Here is a 15,342-nt window from a genome sequence, read left to right as displayed (position 1 = left end):
TATTCAAAAAAGGAAAAATCATGGACGAAAAATTTTCAGAAGTTATGAATTCACGAGCTGCCGTATACAAACTTTTAGGCAGATTATTCAGGAAGGAAGCTGATGAAGAATTAGTTGGGCAGCTGAGAGTGCTGGATTTTTCTGAAGTTCCGTCAGCTAAGGTCAAAGACGGCTTTAAGAAGATGAAATCGGTCGTTGCAGACAGTTCCAATTTGCTTGATGACTTGGCCGTCGATTATGCAAGAGTTTTTTTAGGAGCGGGCATTGCTGAAGGCCTTGTTGCCTTTCCTTTTGAGTCAGTCTATACCTCCAAGGATCGTCTGGTCATGCAGGATGCTTACGAGCAAGTTTTACGAATTTACCGCTCAAACGGCGTTGAAAAAATAGATGCTGATCTCTATGAAGACCATATCGGTTTAGAACTTGAATTTATGGGGCATCTTTGTGGCCAGGCAGCTCAACTCGCCGCCCAAGGAAAGGAAACGGAGCTGTCAGCTAACTTTGATTTACAGCAGTCATTTTTAGTAAACCATTTGCTTAACTGGACTCCGGATTTCTTAAAAGACATTCAGGGCGTACCCTCGACAGATTTTTATAAAGGCGTGGCCCTGGTGACCGAGGGCTTTTTAGAGATGGAAAAGGAGTTTTTCTTAAACGACAATTGAGGACGAGATGCAGGCCAAAACACAGGACAGCAAAAATAAGGCACCAAAGAGTACTTTTTGCATTGATAGGCGAGGTCTTCTGACGGCCGGAGTGTCTTTTGGTTTGCTATTTTCTTTGGGAGCTGTCGAAAAGGCGGCTTCGAAAGAACAAGAAATTTTGCTTCCTCCCGGGCACAAATCTAAGAAGGACTTCTTTGCGCAGTGTCTTCGGTGCGGACGGTGCATGAGCATTTGTCCGCAAGGCATTATTCAGCCGGCAAGCTTATCTGACGGGATTTTTGCAGTACGAGCCCCGAAAATGGATTTTCATTTAGGAAGCTGTGACTTTTGCAATAAATGCATTAATGTGTGCCCGACAGGTGCTCTTCAACCGTACGAAGGAGAGACTTTCAGAATAGGGACCGCAGTACTAAATTCTCACTGTATCTCCCTAAGAACAGGTGCCTGCACTAAATGCTATGAAGAATGTCCGTACGACGCTATCGAAATCAGTGAGACGCATCGGCTTTCTATAAATGAAGATAAATGCAACGGATGCGGTAAATGTTTCTTGGTCTGTCCGGCTTTGATCCTTCAATCTTTCGGAGATGCCACTGAGAGAGGCGTCAGCATTCAGGAGCCATTCACGGAGGAATCACATGAAGACAAGTAAATATCGTGCAGCCGTAGCGTTACTGTTTTTGGTGATAGTCGCCGGCGGACTAATTTTTAATCTTGGACTTGGGACCGTTTCTTCTTTTGGCTTTGACAAGATAGCGGCGATTTGTCCTCTCGGCGCCTTAGAGACTTTTCTAGCCTCTAAAACTTTTGTGCCTTCGGTTTTCTTTGCGTTTCTCTTTTTTATAGTTGTTGCGGTTATAGTCGGAAGAGCATTCTGCGGCTGGATGTGCCCGGTGCCGCTTTTGCGCTCTGTTCTAGGTGCGGAGGATAAGAGAACTTCAAAAGATTACCCCAAAGGCGCCAAGGTGTCGGAACTGGCCTCAGAAGATAAAAATGTAGGCTGCGCGGCATCGGAGGAGCCGAAAGGAGAGGCGGCTATATCTTCCCTAAAAATCACGGATCGTTCTGTCCCTAAGGGACCTTTTTACGTTTTATTTGCTGCGCTCGGCAGTGCACTTGTTTTCGGTTTTCCTGTTTTCTGTCTCATTTGTCCGGTGGGACTTACATTCGGCGTCATTTTGGGTGTTTGGTCCTTTTTTTACACCGGAAGTGCTTCTTGGACACTACTTTTGATCCTTGCCTTTTTGTTTCTGGAAATTTTCTTTCTAAGAAAATGGTGCCATCAATTTTGTCCGATAGGAGCTCTAATTTCTCTTGTCTCGATTTTTAACCGTAGTTTTCGTCCTAAAGTTAGTTCCGAGTGTTACAAGCTAAAAGGCGGCCTTAATTGCAACCGTTGTTCAATCGCATGCCCCGAAGGAATTCAGCTTCTCCACAATCCGTCATCACTTGAATTCTCACGGTGTATTAAATGCGGGAAATGTGCAGATGCTTGTCCTGCGCATGCCATACACTTCCCACTTTTCTCAGGTAAGAAGGCTGGAAAGACTTTAGAAGATTCTCACTCTCAAGAAAAAGCTTTAACACCATCGATGGCATCGGAAGAAAAGGTTCAAGTTTTAGATCAAACTGCGCCGTTTTCGGAAAAAGATGCCATTGCCGAGGCTTCCAGATGTATCCAGTGCGGAGCATGTGAGGATAAGTGCCCGCAGAAGAATCCTTTGAGAGACTACATACGGCTTCTTTCCGAGGGCAGGACTCAAGAAGCAGTCAAGCTTTTAAATGCTTCGGGGAGTATGCCGGAAGTATGCGGAAGAATTTGTCCTCAAGATCAATTATGCGAGTCGGCTTGTCCTTTAAGAGAATACGGCGGAGCCATTCAAATCGGACGCTTGACTAGTTTAGGCGGAGATTTGGGTCTAAAGAAGAACTGGAGAAGAACTTCGGCAACCAAACCTCGAGAATTGAAACGAAAGACGGTCGCGATCATTGGCGCCGGACCTGCCGGGTTGGCTGCAGCAGATGTTCTTTGCTCTTTTGGAGTTCATACGACGGTTTTCGACAAGGAGCACGAGATCGGCGGTTTGCTTACTTATGGAATTCCTTTTTTCAAATTGGAGAAGGAGTCTCTTGCCAAAAGACGCAAACTATATGAAAAACAAGGAATCCGATTTAAGCTCGGAGTGCCGATAGAAGAAAAAGATTTCATTGCATTAACTCAAGACTACGATGCCGTGATTTTTGCTTTAGGTGCTTCGGCCCCGGTGATACCGCAGTTTGCTGACTTGTCAGCGACGGAAATTATTCCGGCCATGGATTACTTAGGTTCAGTTAATCGCCTTTTACTCCATGAAACCGGTACGCAGCCGTTAGATTTCGGCGGTAAACGCGTAGCTGTGCTCGGAGGAGGCGACACTGCCGTTGACTGTTCCAGGACATCAGCGAGAGAAGGGGCGTCCCGAACCTTCATGATTGCACGGAAGGAACTTCATGCCTTGAAAGCTTCGAAAAAAGATCTTGCTTTGGCAATAAAAGAAAAAGTAGAAGTTTTGGATCAATGTCAAATATTAGATATCCAAAGAAAGCAAGACCAATTCATCATCCAATATGTGAGAGGCAGTTCTACGGAGACGAAGGAACTTGTGGTGGACCGTATAGTGTGCGCCTACGGTTTCCGGGTTCTTTATCCCGAATGGCTGGAAAAATTCATCTCGAAAAAGTCTCTAGACAACTATGAGGCAGGGAAGAACATTTTTGTGGCCGGGGAATTTAGAACCGGTTCACTATTAGCTACTAACGCCATTGAAGACGGCAAGGAGGCGGCACAAGCTGTGATCTCCGCACTTCGATTAGGAGAAGCCAAGAAATGAAAGACAATTCTCTTAAGCCGGTGAGCTTTATTCGTTCCAGATGTTTACGATTACGCCATGCCTCTTCCCGCTGCACTAAGTGCCTGGATGTTTGTCCAAGCGACGCATTGATTCTTGCAGAAGGGCAAGTAGGATTTCTCGCACATAAGTGCATCGGCTGTGAAAGCTGTATAGCCGTATGCCCTCAAGATTGCTATTTAAGTAACGGCATCTCGGATAAGGGGTTGGAAGAGGAGATCAGAAGAAAAACTAGCGGTAAAACTCTCAAAATTTCATGCCAAAGAATCGAGCGTCAGCAGGAAAATGTCGTTGTAAATTGTTTGCAGAGGATTGATGTTAGTCATTTGGCTCAAGCTTCTCGATACGGAGTTGAAACCATTGAGTTGCACACCGGAAAGTGTTCGGAGTGCCAAGCGTGTCGAAATGCCTCTTGGCTTGACGAGAAGAAGATAGAGGCGGATGAGTTTTTTGAACTTTTCGGCAATAAATTGACGGTATCGCGTGAAGAGCATGAGTGGAACGTGGATTATTCGAAAAGGCACTTCTTAACGAACCTTTTGAAAAGGGGAGAGCTTGGGGAACAAAAAGAGTATGGGGAGAGCGTAGAAATAGCAAATGATCCCTGGCGCAGGATTCCCGAGAAGCAGCAGAGGTTAGGAAGAACGGTTCCTTTGCTTTATAAGAGAAGCAAAGGTCGCCAAGAGGAGGCAAAATCTTCAAAATCTCATCAGAGGACTTTTCTTTATGAACCTGTAATCGACAAGGAACTTTGCTCGGGATGTTTGCTTTGTGCGTCAGTGTGCCCGACTTCTGCGCTTTTAGTCAAAAAAGTTGAGGAAGGCATGGTTTTTGTCGCTTTTCCCCAAGCTTGTTCAAATTGTGGTCTTTGTGCAGATGTATGCTACCAGGAAGCCATTAAGGTTAAGGAAACCGGTATAACTCCCGAATATCTGAAGAATGCTCCAAAGGCGATCCTTTCCAGAGGCATTAACGAGAAACTTTTTGAAGATGTTTGGGAAGACAAGCTCAAAAGTATGATTACGTGTCCGACATATAGGGGGTAGAAGGTTTTCTGACAGCGCCAATCAAGTAAGGGGAGGGGAGAGGAACCAGGAGCTTTTCCTCTCACCTCTTAGCTATACAAGCGGCAAAATTATTTACATCTCCTTTTCTGCTTTTAAGACTTAGAGGTTGTCCTTGAACAGGAAATCTATAAGTTGGATTAATGCGTCATTTAGTCCGTTTTCTGAGTGGAGGGTAAAGTAGGTTCCTTGTCAATTACTTCCATGAGTTTTTGATAAGAATCCACTACGGTATATTGAACATTAGGACTAAATAAGCTGCCAAATAACTGCTTTGCACAGTTTATTTTTTTTTCTTCAACTCCTCGCAATTCCATGCTATTCATAGTTCCTTTAGTTTCGGCAACGAAAAAAACATGTTCAATCCCGCATTCTTCTTTGAACACGATTGCCCAATCAGGAGAATAATCTCCGACTGGAGTAGGTATCTTTAATTTTCTAGGGAGTTTGGCAAATATTTGTACTTCTGTGGCTTCATCCAAGTCCTTTGCAAAGGTTTTCTCTACATCGCTATCAAAAGATACATGCTCGGAGATATGTTTCGAAGAGGTTATGACTTTGTTAATATCTAAGCTTCGCTCAGGAGTGAAAATAGTAGCCTCGTACCGCTCTTGTTTGGATGGTTCATACCGGATGTGTTCTACGAACATTGCGGCTTTTTCATCATGGATTGCGTTGCAGACATTGCGGATGAATTCTTCCGGATTTTGTCTGAATAGTAAAATTTGTTCTCCCATCCCTTTAAGAATCTCGACAACCGATTTTCGGGTTAAATTGCAATTTTTCGAAATATCGCCGACGAGGTCATACTTAACTGTCGAAGAAGCCGATGCATTAAGAATGCGTGTAGTCGTTTTTCTCTTATCGAATTCGTTAACTTCTTGAGAGTTTTGTTCTCCAGTTGTCATGACATATTTGAGTTGAGAAACAAACAAATTCTTTTTTAGATTGTTAATAACATTGTTAATTAGATCTTGGGAATTGTAATCAACCCGATACAAGTAACGTTTACTCAGCTCACCCCAAAATGTTTGAAAACGAGGATTGTAGAAATTTTGGGTTAGTTTATTTGATGTAACTTTAGGATGTTCTTCAGCAATCATTTTATTGATATCTCCTTGGTTGGCAATTGTTGATATCAGCTGAAAAATACCTGAACTAAAAGTTTCTAGGCGACTATCTAAAGGAGCGAGCCTTCCTTTGTCCCTCTCGTCATTGAACTTAGAAGTTATGTATCCTTTCTTATCCTTGTATCCATTAATTAACATGTAATAAACAATTGAAATGGCATCGTCATGAGTTAATTGATACTTCTCTCCGTTATTTGTTTGAATAAACTTCCCGTCAAAAAGTTTTTCGGTGATTATCAGCGGACGGTCTCTAAGTACCTCTTTGGTTTCATTTTGAAGTGCTTTTACGAAGTCTGTGTAGCTTTCATTTGTGATTACCGTGAGTCGATTAATGGAATGGACGTCTTCTCCCAATAAATCTTTATCTTGACGTACCCCGAATTTATCTACACACAGACGCATGCCTCTTCCAATTTCCTGGCGTTTAGCTGTACTGGAGTTGCTATGGCGCAAAGTACAAATTTGAAAAATATTGGGATTGTCCCATCCTTCGCGTAGAGCCGAGTGGGAAAAAATAAATCGAGTAGGCTCATTTAAGCTCAAAAGTCGCTCTTTGTTCTTCAATATAAGATCATAGGCACTTTCATCTTCAGAGATATCGGTCTTCGATTTAGTCGGAGAATTAATTAGTTTTCCTTTTTTATCAATGGAAAAATAACCATTGTGAATTTTTTCAACATCGAATCTATTCAAAAAAGCCGTATATTCGGGATCAAAGAGGGATTTACTTTCTTCGACCAGGCGTGTGTACTCTTCTTCGAAAAATTTTTGAAATTTGCCTTTTACTGCCTGTCCGCTTTCATCGTATTGTCTGTAATTAGACACTTCATCGAGGAAAAATAACGAAAGACATTTTATGCCTTTGTGAAAAAGCTCGCATTCTTTTTCTAAATGCGATTCAATGGTGTGTCTGATTTGATTCTTTTGAATCGCCTCTTCAGTTATGTCACCTTTAACCTCTCTGTTGTACAAAACTTGGCCATTTTGGAACATCACGCAACCCTTTCCTCTAGGGTTGATTTCAGTAATTACGTATCCTTCATATTCACCCAATTCTCCGCTTGCGGCTTTTAGGGAGTCGCCGACAGAGAACTTCTTGAGCTCTTTCCTAATGGTTCCATCGGCTCTCTTGCACTCGATTTCAATTCGTGCAATTGGAGGTTTAGTTGGAGAAAGAATAAAAGAATCAAGATACATATAACTATTTGTACCGATTAAATTCTTTACCTCGAAACCTTTTACGAAAATCCTTTTTACAAGCTTTTCTTTATAAGCGTCGTAAGCGTCCAGCGCATAAACGCAATTGTGTTTTGTTTTGTGAGTTGCTGAATAATTAAGAATGAAGAGAGGCTTAAATCTTGGTAGTGCGCTCTGGGTTTTGTCCCCTTCCATCTTTTGAGGTTCGTCTCTTATTATGATAGGTCTATTGGCTGCGATTACATCTATGGGGCGTCGAGAACCGAATTCATCGCGTTTCTCATAAATAATTTTGCTTTCTTTCACACGACCATCTTCTTTTAAGGAAGCGGCAAAAGCCTGAGTATTTACAATCATTACCGAGATTTCATTAGTTTGGGAGAACTCGTCAAGCTGGTGTAAATTTTTTGAATCGTATTTGAAGTACCGAGCTTTCTTGCTATAGGAAGCAAAAAAATGAGACTCAAGCATGGCAAAAGACTTTAATACTCCTTCACGAATGGCGATAGAGGGCACCACGATAATGAACTTAGACCAACCATACTTTTTATTTAACTCAAACATAGTCTTTATATAGACATATGTTTTTCCTGTCCCAGTTTCCATCTCAATATCGAGGTTGAGTCTTCCTGGCTTGGTTGACAAAGTTTTACTTCTTGGGATTAAGTTTTTGGTCTGGATGTTATTAATATTGGACAAAAGTTCTTCATCCGAGAGAATAATATCGTTGTTACGATAGCCAAAATCGTTCTCGTAATTGAGCTCAGCAGGGTCTAATCTTCCTAACTCTCTAGGATACTTAGAAGATACATCAAGTGGTTGCCCATCAAAAACTGCAACAGTGCTTTCGACGGCATCTGTTTGGTAGGCCTGTATTTTGAATTGGAATTCCATGTTCGATAATTTTTAGATGACTTTTATCTTGATTTCTTTTTGCATTGAGTAACTTTTAACTATCTGGTTAAAGTTATCGAGAATGCTGTCTTGGTCAACACTAGTATTCCGGATCACCAGGTAAGTTGGGAGCAGCTGGGCCATCTCATCAATGACATCCTCAGTCAAGCTCTCATCAAAGCAAGCAAGAAGGTATCCATCATCAACAGAAAAGACTTTCTTATTTAATATTTGTTTTTCTTGGATTTTAGCGGAGAGCTCAATTCCTAAAGAATTCATTGTCTGAAATAAAAGATCCTCAGGAGTTCTGTCGGGCTTGACATTATCTATGAATAGACTGAGCGTTTCAGGAATGAATTTATCAGGGGTGTAATACACTTCTTTCATGTTGGAAGAATCTAGTTTGAAGTTTCTAAACCCTGTATCCACTCTTTCTTGTGTAGAAAGATTTTGCTTTAATATTTTTTGACCAGCTCTTCTGATTCTTTCTTTTCCAATCTCACAAATATTATTAAATCCTTTCTTACGGGCCATGCTCTTTTGTGAGCATAGTTCTGGAATTTGTGCTAAAACATATTTAACTTTTAAATTTGTTTTGGAGTTAAAAAGCATGACAGCCTCCGCTGTAGTTGCCGAGCCGCTAAAGAAATCCTAAACGATATCGTTAGAATGGAGATTAGAAAGTTCTAGTAATTTCACTAGCAAAGAAACAGGTTTGGGGGTATCAAAGATCTTAGCTCCGTCAAATAAATTCATTAATTCCTTTGTTCCTTGCGTTGCAGTTCCAACTTTTTCTGCTGAAAACCAGGAGTTATCTATTGAGCCTAAATCTTTCTTTTCTTCGTAAAAGACCTTCAGTTGAGGGCGACCTTTTCCGTTTGCGCCCCATCTGATTCGATTATCTTTTAAAGCTATTTCAAATTGTTCCTGCTCTGTCCTCCAATGTCTACCTTCTGGTGGCCAAAAAGTCTCACCAGTGTTAGGGTTTGTAATTGGGTATGTCAGATTTGGTCGAATGTTCGGTGCATCGAAGGGGTCTGATTTCCATTTACCTCTTGGATCATTGTCGGGATTATCAAATTTTGTTAGATCTAAAGGGAGGGGGCGGCAAACAAAACTGTTTCTTTTATGCCATTCAGCAAAGTTAGATTCCTTAAGTCTTCTTTTTTCTTGTCTTCTATTTTTGGCGTAACAAACAATGTATTCATGATTTATGCTGAAATCAGTATCGTTTTGTATTGAAGCTCTGGATTGCCACGGAATTTGAGAAACCAGATTTCGCTCCCCAAAAATTTCGTCGCAGACTTTGCGTAAATTTTGGTTCTCCTTTTCATCAATGGAAATGAATATTACTCCGTCTTCCGAAAGTAACTCTCTTGCGATTTTAAGGCGAGGATACATCATATTCAGCCAATCGGTATGAAATCTCCCATTGGATTCGGAGTTCTTTATCATCGTCTCTCTTGTCTGATTTCCATCCTCGTCAAAAAATCCACTTTGCTTCTCAAACTCTTCTTTAGATTGGGAAAAGTCATCGTTGTACACAAAATCGTTTCCCGTGTTATAGGGAGGGTCAATGTAAATCATTTTGACTTTTCCAAGGTACGTTTCTCTGAGTATTTTTAGAACCTCAAGGTTGTCTCCTTCGATATACAAATTTTCCGTATTTTCAAACTCAACAGACTCTTCCCTACATGGACGAAGAGTCATTGTTGTCGGGGTGTTAGCCAATCGGGAAGCTTTACTCTTATCGGGCCATGTAAATTGGTATCTTTCTTCTTCAGCATCCAAAGCCACATCTCCGAGCTCAGCTCGAAGTTTTACAAAATCGATAGCTTTTTCTATCTTACCCCCCTATAATAGTTTCTGTAACGCATTGAGGAAATAGAGCGCCGATTCTTTCAATATTTAATTTCGTAGCATCCATACTTTTCATACTCAATTTATCCATTATGAAAAATTCCTTTTTTTAGTTATTGAAACTTCGGGAGTCAAGACCGTGGTACCGACTGTAGAAGTTTATTCTGTTTATGGTGGAATTTATTGTGCCTCAGAGAGACGATCAATACAAATTTCCTGCACAAACTTCTCTAATTGCTAACTTTCCACGTTTTGTAAACTAAAAGCTCAGTGTCCCAGACAGAACATCAGTTCTTCGTAACTTTCCCACGCTTCTTCAGCACATTCATCATATTTGCAATAAGAATGTTTTTTTTTTCTTTCTGAAGTGGCGTCAGTTTATCAATTAGAAGGTCTCTCTTTTCGATAGATTCAGTATGGTGCAAGATTTTTGAATTTTTTCCTTATTTGAGATAAGAATAGGCTTGTCAAGCGAAAACTCTCGAATTTGTGAGGACTTTAAAACATCTGTTTATTTAGTCTGGCATTTTTGATAAATAGTCAATAAAAGAAAAGCAGCTGAGGCTTCATGATGAGGCTAGCTGCTTTACTGCTCTGCTCTGAGAATTAAAGATGAATCATCTTGTGCATTAATGAGCTTGCGTGCATTCCGCCGAACGGACCGCGACCGTCAGCGACAAAGGTTGCCGGGACGCTCTGAATTCCGACTCTTTCCATAAGCTCAATGTTGCGTTTCATAACCATTTCAGCACGTTCTGTAGGATTGGCCGTAGGTTCAACTCCTTCTACCATCCAGGCATTAAAAGCTTTTGCACGGTCAACGCTGTTCCAAATGGAACAAGCCTTAACCATAGAGTCTTCGCTAAGGAATGGCACCAAGAAAACGTAGATAGTAACGTTGTTGATCTTGCTTAGGGTTTCCTTATCGTATCTTTGGCAGAACCTGCAGTTCGGATCTTCAAAAACGGCAATCTTTGCCGAGCCGTTGCCTTTAACAATTTTGATGGCGTCCTCAAGAGGCCACTGAGTTTCATTGAAAATAAACATAAAAGCTCCTTTACAATGTTCGCACCATGGTACCCCCTTGGCTGAATAATACGGTTGCCTTTACCCTCTTTTGAGCTGTCCTAGAATACGCAAAAATTTCAGAACCAAGTCTGCGAAACTCTTGAAAAGAATAATGTTCTTTATAATCTCGTAGCGTTGCTCATAACGACTAGAATGCTGTCATAACTCTGTTTATAAAGGTCGAAATTGGATAAAACTGATCAGCTGCCTCTTTCCTTTTTTCCTGCTCCGGTTCCAACACTGGATTCCTTTGTTGTGGGCAGTAATTTCGAAGCTTTTAATATCGTCAAAGAGCTTTTAGAAGGCAGAGGTCCGCAGATTGTTTATCTTTTTGGAGAATCCGGAACGGGTAAGACTCATCTTCTTACTACCTTGGAGAAACCGGGACCGACAGTTCCTGTTTTTGACTCTGAAAAGAAAATCTTTGTGGTTGACGACGTTCAAGATCTGAGCGAAGAGGAACTCGCCGCTTTGTTTGAACTTGCTAATCAAGTGCGGGCACATTCCGGGACACACTTGATCGTAGCGGGTGATAAAAGTCCTTCCGCTCTTCGTTCTCAAGGAATGAGAGTGGACGTTACAAGCCGTCTTGGCTGGGGGGCCGTTGTCGAACTCGCTCCTTTGTCTGAGGAAGAAAAGCAGCAGGTATTTATCAACCGAGCTCACTCGAAGGGTTTGGAGCTAAGCCCGGAAGTGATGCAGTGGATGTCGGCCTATCTTCCCAGAGACATGCGGACTTTGTCGCGCCTTCTTGAAGAACTCGACGCTTACTCTCTGTCAAAAAATAGACGTCTGACCATTCCTTTAATTAAAGAATGGCTGGCTAAAACACATCAATCTTTTTAAAAATGACTATCAATTCTTTTGCCTTTTTTGATTTAGACCACACCTTACTTCCGGTCGACAGCAATGGGCTTTGGGCCTACTTTTTAATTTCTAAGTGTAGTGCTCATAAGCAAGAATTCGAACATCGTCAAAAACAGTTTGATTTGGACTACTACAACGGCGTTTTGGACATTAATAAGTTTATGGATTTTGAGATGCGCCTCCTCTCTCTCTTTCCACGGGCAGCACTTGAGGAGTACAGAAAGGAATATATAGAAACCTACATTAAACCCAACATGAAGCTCAACGCGGTTGAGTTAGTCCAAAAGCATAAGAAATCAGGTGATAAAGTTGTCATAGTTACTGCGAGTTATCGATTTTTTGCTGGGGAGATAGCCAAATTATTTGACGCAGACGGTTTGATTGCTGCGGAGCCGGAGGAAAACGCCGAGGGACAATTTACCGGAGGATGGCTCTGGCATACATTCGCGCAAGGGAAGGTGACGGCTGTTGAAAAATATGTTGCTGATAGAGGTGGTTTGGAGACCTTGAAGCATTCGAGTTTTTATTCTGACTCTATCAATGATCTCCCGCTGTTGTCTTTTATCGCTGAACACGGCGGAACGGCTGTAGCTACTAATCCCGACAAATCTTTAACTCGAATTGCAAAACAAAGAGGGTGGAAGATCCTGAATTTATTTCAGGTTGAAGAAGCATCTTATGAGGAAGTAGTGGAGAAAACTCCGTGATCCAAGAAATTGTTGAAAGTGTCCAAAATTTATTCGGAACACGAAAAATTAGACGTAAGCCTAGAATTCTGACAAAAGAAGAACATCAGATTGATATCAACAAAGTTAGCCCTTTTGCCGTCTCCGTCTGTCAAAAACTTAAAGACGCTGGATTCAAAGCTTTCATTGTCGGAGGTGCGGTTCGAGATCTTTTGATTGATCACACTCCGAAGGATTTTGACGTCGCTACCGACGCAACCCCTGAACAAATTAAAAAAATTACCCGCCGTGCAATTATTATCGGCAGGCGTTTCCGTTTAGTTCATGTTACCCGCGGTGCTGAGACTATCGAAGTCGCAACTTTCCGAGGACTAAGACAGGACGGTGTCGAAAAGGATGGTCAAGGCCGAGTGATTGACGATAACGTATTCGGTGAACAGTTTGAAGACGCGGCGCGCCGAGATTTCACAGTTAACGCGATGTATTACGACCCTCTCGAAGAAGAGGTCTACGATTACCATAACGGCTTGCTTGATATCAAGAAAAAACGTATCCGCATGATTGGAGATCCTGAGCTCAGGTATCGTGAAGATCCGGTGCGCATCCTAAGAGCTATTCGTATAGGAGCAAAGTTAGGATTCAAGATAGATCCGAAAACTTCAAAGCCTATCCGAGAAATGCAGAAGCTTTTATTGGCTGTTCCTGAACCACGTCTGTTCGATGAGATCATGAAGATGCTCATGAGCGGTGCTTCCGTGGAATGCATGCGCCTGTTAGATGAGGAAGGCGTTAACGTTAATATTCCTTTGCTTAAGGAATATTTGAGTGCAAAAAACGATCCTTTCTTGCTAAAGGCAATGGAAAAATCTGATGCCCGTGTAGCTCATGGCAAACCTATTTCTCAAAGCTTTATTTTTGCAACTCTCTTCTGGAGTTTGGTTAAGAAAGAAGTTGAAAAAGTTAAGAAAGAAGTACCGGATGTCACGATTCCTAGACAATGGCAGATGGCTATTGCCCATGTAACGGAAAGTCCTCAGCTGAAAGGAGTCCAGAGGAGATTCTTCCGCGATATGGAAGATATTTGGAGACTCCAGCCTAGGTTTGACCGCAGAACTGCATCCGTAGCATTTAAGCTGATTGAGCATCCTCGTTTCAGAGCGGCATATGACTTCCTGCTTATTCGTGCATCTTGCGGCGAGGTTCCTCACGAACTGGCTGACTGGTGGACGGCTTTCGAAGAAGCTCCGGCTGATGAAAGAAAAGACATGCTTCAAGATTTAGCACGTCAAACCCGCAGCCGCTCCCGTGAAGGAAAAGTAAAAGGCGGATCGGAAGAGCCGAAGAAGAGAAGAAGAACAAGAAAACGTAAGCCAGCGGTTGTTTCTTCTCTTGAGGCACCTCAGGCATCAACAGATGCAACTGAAAGTGCTGTTGTTAAGGCAGAGCCTCCGCAGGTAAATAGCGGAGAGAAGCCGGAGAAGCCAAAGAAAACGGCTCTCGTAAAGTCCGAAGAGCTGGCGGTAGAAAAGAAGCCTGAAACTCCGCGCAGTATTCCTTCCCAGGAAAAACTGCAGGCAGAACAGAAGCAGAATAGCTATACAGAGGCGGCGGAGCGACCGGCTAGAAGAAAACCAAGGGCAAAATCTGTTCTTCTCACAACTCCTAAAAAACAACAATGAAAACTGCATACATAGCCCTAGGGGCCAACCTTGGAAATCCAAAGGAGAGTCTAAGAAAAGCAGTTGAAAAGATTAAAGACCTTGAAGGTGTGGCCTCTGTTGAGGCCTCCGGTCTTTATTCAACGGCTCCTATTGATTCTTCGGGGCCGGATTATTTGAATGCCGTGCTGAAGGCTGAGATCTCAGATGAGATTTCAGCCGAAAGTCTTTTGGATAGGCTGCTTGATATTGAAAATCAACTCGGCCGAGTAAGGCCTGCGGGCATTCATAATGCTCCGCGCGTAATTGATTGTGATCTTCTGCTATGTGGAAAGGAAGAATTTTCGACACCCAAGCTGGAGCTTCCTCACCCACGAATGACCGAAAGAGCATTCGTGCTTGTTCCTTTAGTGGAAGTAGATTCTTCCGTTGAAATCCCTGGGAAAGGAAAAGCGGTAGAATTTTTGGACTCAGTTAAGGATCAATCGATAATAAAATTATTCGAAGCCCGCGACTGGCTGTAACTCCATGGAGAAACAATGACAGATCAAAAAGAACCAAGAAAGCAGGTTAGGCTTTCAACGCTGAAGAAAATGCATGAAAACGGCGAACCTATCGTCATGTTGACTTGCTATGACGCCTCCTTTGCTCATCTGCTGGATGAAGCAGGCGTGGACATGCTTTTGGTAGGAGACTCCTTAGGGATGACCGTGCAAGGTAATTCCACGACCATTCCGGTGTCAGTCGAAGATATGGAGTATCACACTCGCTGTGTCGCCAAGGGAAATAAGACAGCATTCATTTTGACGGATCTTCCTTTCGGAAGCTACCAAGTCAATGAAGAAGAGGGGATGGCCAACTGCATTAGGCTTATCAAAGCAGGTGCCAATATGGTCAAGCTTGAAGGCGGAGAAGAAATTTGTCCGCTTGTTAGAAGGCTTACTGCTGCTGGAGTCCCTGTCTGTGGTCATATTGGATTTACGCCCCAGTCAATCAACACGATCGGCGGTTTTTTTGTTCAAGGCAAGAGCGACAGCGGTAAAGAAAAACTCAAACGTGAAGCCTTAGCCTTACAAGAAGCCGGTGCCGCCATGGTTCTCTTTGAAATGGTTCCCGCTGACATTGCTGCGGAAGTTACTCAGCTTCTCCACGTTCCTACCATTGGTATTGGTGCGGGTCCCGGAACATCCGGACAAGTTCTGGTTCTTCAGGACATTCTCAATATTTATGCCGGAAGAAAACCCAAATTCTCTAAGAACTTTATGGAAGGGGCCGGTTCTATTCAAGGAGCGGTTGAGAATTACGTAAAGGCAGTTAAATCTAAAGATTTCCCCACTCAATCTCATTCTTTTTAAAGGATACAAA

The 15,342-nt window shown here is 42.4% G+C and carries 13 protein-coding genes; 9 read left to right on the top strand and 4 right to left on the bottom strand.

Annotated features, from left to right (window positions below):
• The first annotated feature begins 20 nt into the window (after nt 1–20).
• The 4 genes from ACYQ4O_RS06825 to ACYQ4O_RS06810 are packed head-to-tail and all read left to right on the top strand — an operon-like array spanning nt 21 to nt 4,599.
• Nucleotides 21–665 (top strand): TorD/DmsD family molecular chaperone, encoded by a 645-nt coding sequence (locus ACYQ4O_RS06825; RefSeq protein WP_308512985.1) that lies wholly within the window; start codon nt 21–23, stop codon nt 663–665.
• 7 nt (nt 666–672) lie between these two features.
• Complete coding sequence (locus ACYQ4O_RS06820) at nt 673–1,317, top strand: 4Fe-4S dicluster domain-containing protein (RefSeq protein ID WP_460175161.1); 645 nt, start codon at nt 673–675, stop codon at nt 1,315–1,317.
• Entirely contained in the window at nt 1,304–3,535 is a 2,232-nt protein-coding gene (locus ACYQ4O_RS06815) for an FAD-dependent oxidoreductase (RefSeq protein ID WP_460175160.1), read from the top strand. Before ACYQ4O_RS06820 ends, ACYQ4O_RS06815 begins: the two co-directional genes overlap by 14 nt.
• The gene (locus ACYQ4O_RS06810; RefSeq protein ID WP_460175159.1) at nt 3,532–4,599 is read left to right on the top strand and encodes an ATP-binding protein; all 1,068 of its coding nucleotides are present in this window, start codon (nt 3,532–3,534) and stop codon (nt 4,597–4,599) included. Before ACYQ4O_RS06815 ends, ACYQ4O_RS06810 begins: the two co-directional genes overlap by 4 nt.
• Nucleotides 4,600–4,769: 170 nt before the next feature.
• Here ACYQ4O_RS06810 and ACYQ4O_RS06805 read toward each other — a convergent pair whose 3' ends face one another.
• From ACYQ4O_RS06805 to ACYQ4O_RS06790, 4 genes are all read right to left on the bottom strand, one after another.
• Nucleotides 4,770–7,838 carry a restriction endonuclease gene (locus tag ACYQ4O_RS06805; protein WP_460175158.1) on the bottom strand — a complete coding sequence of 1,023 codons (3,069 nt, stop codon included), beginning with the start codon at nt 7,836–7,838 and terminating at the stop codon, nt 4,770–4,772.
• A 12-nt stretch (nt 7,839–7,850) separates the two neighbouring features.
• Nucleotides 7,851–8,450 carry a hypothetical protein gene (locus ACYQ4O_RS06800; RefSeq protein ID WP_460175157.1) on the bottom strand — a complete coding sequence of 200 codons (600 nt, stop codon included), beginning with the start codon at nt 8,448–8,450 and terminating at the stop codon, nt 7,851–7,853.
• A 39-nt stretch (nt 8,451–8,489) separates the two neighbouring features.
• Entirely contained in the window at nt 8,490–9,629 is a 1,140-nt protein-coding gene (locus ACYQ4O_RS06795; protein WP_460175156.1) for a site-specific DNA-methyltransferase, read from the bottom strand.
• 675 nt (nt 9,630–10,304) lie between these two features.
• Nucleotides 10,305–10,745: a DsbC family protein gene (locus ACYQ4O_RS06790; protein WP_460175155.1), complete on the bottom strand. Its 441-nt coding sequence runs from the start codon at nt 10,743–10,745 to the stop codon at nt 10,305–10,307.
• A 207-nt stretch (nt 10,746–10,952) separates the two neighbouring features.
• Here ACYQ4O_RS06790 and ACYQ4O_RS06785 point away from each other — a divergent pair, with 207 nt between their 5' ends.
• From ACYQ4O_RS06785 to panB, 5 genes are read left to right on the top strand one after another with little or no spacing between them, the layout of a single operon-like run.
• Nucleotides 10,953–11,612, top strand: a complete 660-nt coding sequence (locus ACYQ4O_RS06785) for an HdaA/DnaA family protein (RefSeq protein WP_460175154.1) — start codon at nt 10,953–10,955, stop codon at nt 11,610–11,612.
• 2 nt (nt 11,613–11,614) lie between these two features.
• Complete coding sequence (locus ACYQ4O_RS06780; protein ID WP_308512980.1) at nt 11,615–12,340, top strand: HAD family hydrolase; 726 nt, start codon at nt 11,615–11,617, stop codon at nt 12,338–12,340.
• Nucleotides 12,337–13,998: a polynucleotide adenylyltransferase PcnB gene (pcnB, locus tag ACYQ4O_RS06775; RefSeq protein WP_460175153.1), complete on the top strand. Its 1,662-nt coding sequence runs from the start codon at nt 12,337–12,339 to the stop codon at nt 13,996–13,998. The genes ACYQ4O_RS06780 and pcnB overlap by 4 nt, the downstream gene beginning before the upstream one ends.
• Nucleotides 13,995–14,501 carry a 2-amino-4-hydroxy-6-hydroxymethyldihydropteridine diphosphokinase gene (gene folK / locus ACYQ4O_RS06770; RefSeq protein WP_460175152.1) on the top strand — a complete coding sequence of 169 codons (507 nt, stop codon included), beginning with the start codon at nt 13,995–13,997 and terminating at the stop codon, nt 14,499–14,501. The genes pcnB and folK overlap by 4 nt, the downstream gene beginning before the upstream one ends.
• 15 nt (nt 14,502–14,516) lie before the next feature.
• The gene (gene panB, locus ACYQ4O_RS06765) at nt 14,517–15,332 is read left to right on the top strand and encodes a 3-methyl-2-oxobutanoate hydroxymethyltransferase (protein ID WP_308512977.1); all 816 of its coding nucleotides are present in this window, start codon (nt 14,517–14,519) and stop codon (nt 15,330–15,332) included.
• Nucleotides 15,333–15,342 lie beyond the last annotated feature (10 nt).

The organism is Turicimonas sp. TL08, from assembly GCF_054660695.1.
The sequence above is the reverse complement of the archived record's forward strand: the minus strand, read 5'-3'. Positions and strand labels throughout refer to the sequence as shown.

Bases quoted from the DNA above. Each gene is read 5' to 3' on its own strand.
- ACYQ4O_RS06805 (WP_460175158.1), bottom strand. From the start codon at position 7,838: ATGGAATTCCAATTCAAAATACAGGCCTACCAAACAGATGCCGTCGAA.
- ACYQ4O_RS06820 (WP_460175161.1), top strand. From the start codon at position 673: ATGCAGGCCAAAACACAGGACAGCAAAAATAAGGCACCAAAGAGTACT.
- ACYQ4O_RS06790 (WP_460175155.1), bottom strand. From the start codon at position 10,745: ATGTTTATTTTCAATGAAACTCAGTGGCCTCTTGAGGACGCCATCAAA.
- ACYQ4O_RS06780 (WP_308512980.1), top strand. From the start codon at position 11,615: ATGACTATCAATTCTTTTGCCTTTTTTGATTTAGACCACACCTTACTT.
- folK (WP_460175152.1), top strand. From the start codon at position 13,995: ATGAAAACTGCATACATAGCCCTAGGGGCCAACCTTGGAAATCCAAAG.
- panB (WP_308512977.1), top strand. From the start codon at position 14,517: ATGACAGATCAAAAAGAACCAAGAAAGCAGGTTAGGCTTTCAACGCTG.
- ACYQ4O_RS06825 (WP_308512985.1), top strand. From the start codon at position 21: ATGGACGAAAAATTTTCAGAAGTTATGAATTCACGAGCTGCCGTATAC.
- ACYQ4O_RS06810 (WP_460175159.1), top strand. From the start codon at position 3,532: ATGAAAGACAATTCTCTTAAGCCGGTGAGCTTTATTCGTTCCAGATGT.
- ACYQ4O_RS06815 (WP_460175160.1), top strand. From the start codon at position 1,304: ATGAAGACAAGTAAATATCGTGCAGCCGTAGCGTTACTGTTTTTGGTG.
- ACYQ4O_RS06800 (WP_460175157.1), bottom strand. From the start codon at position 8,450: ATGCTTTTTAACTCCAAAACAAATTTAAAAGTTAAATATGTTTTAGCA.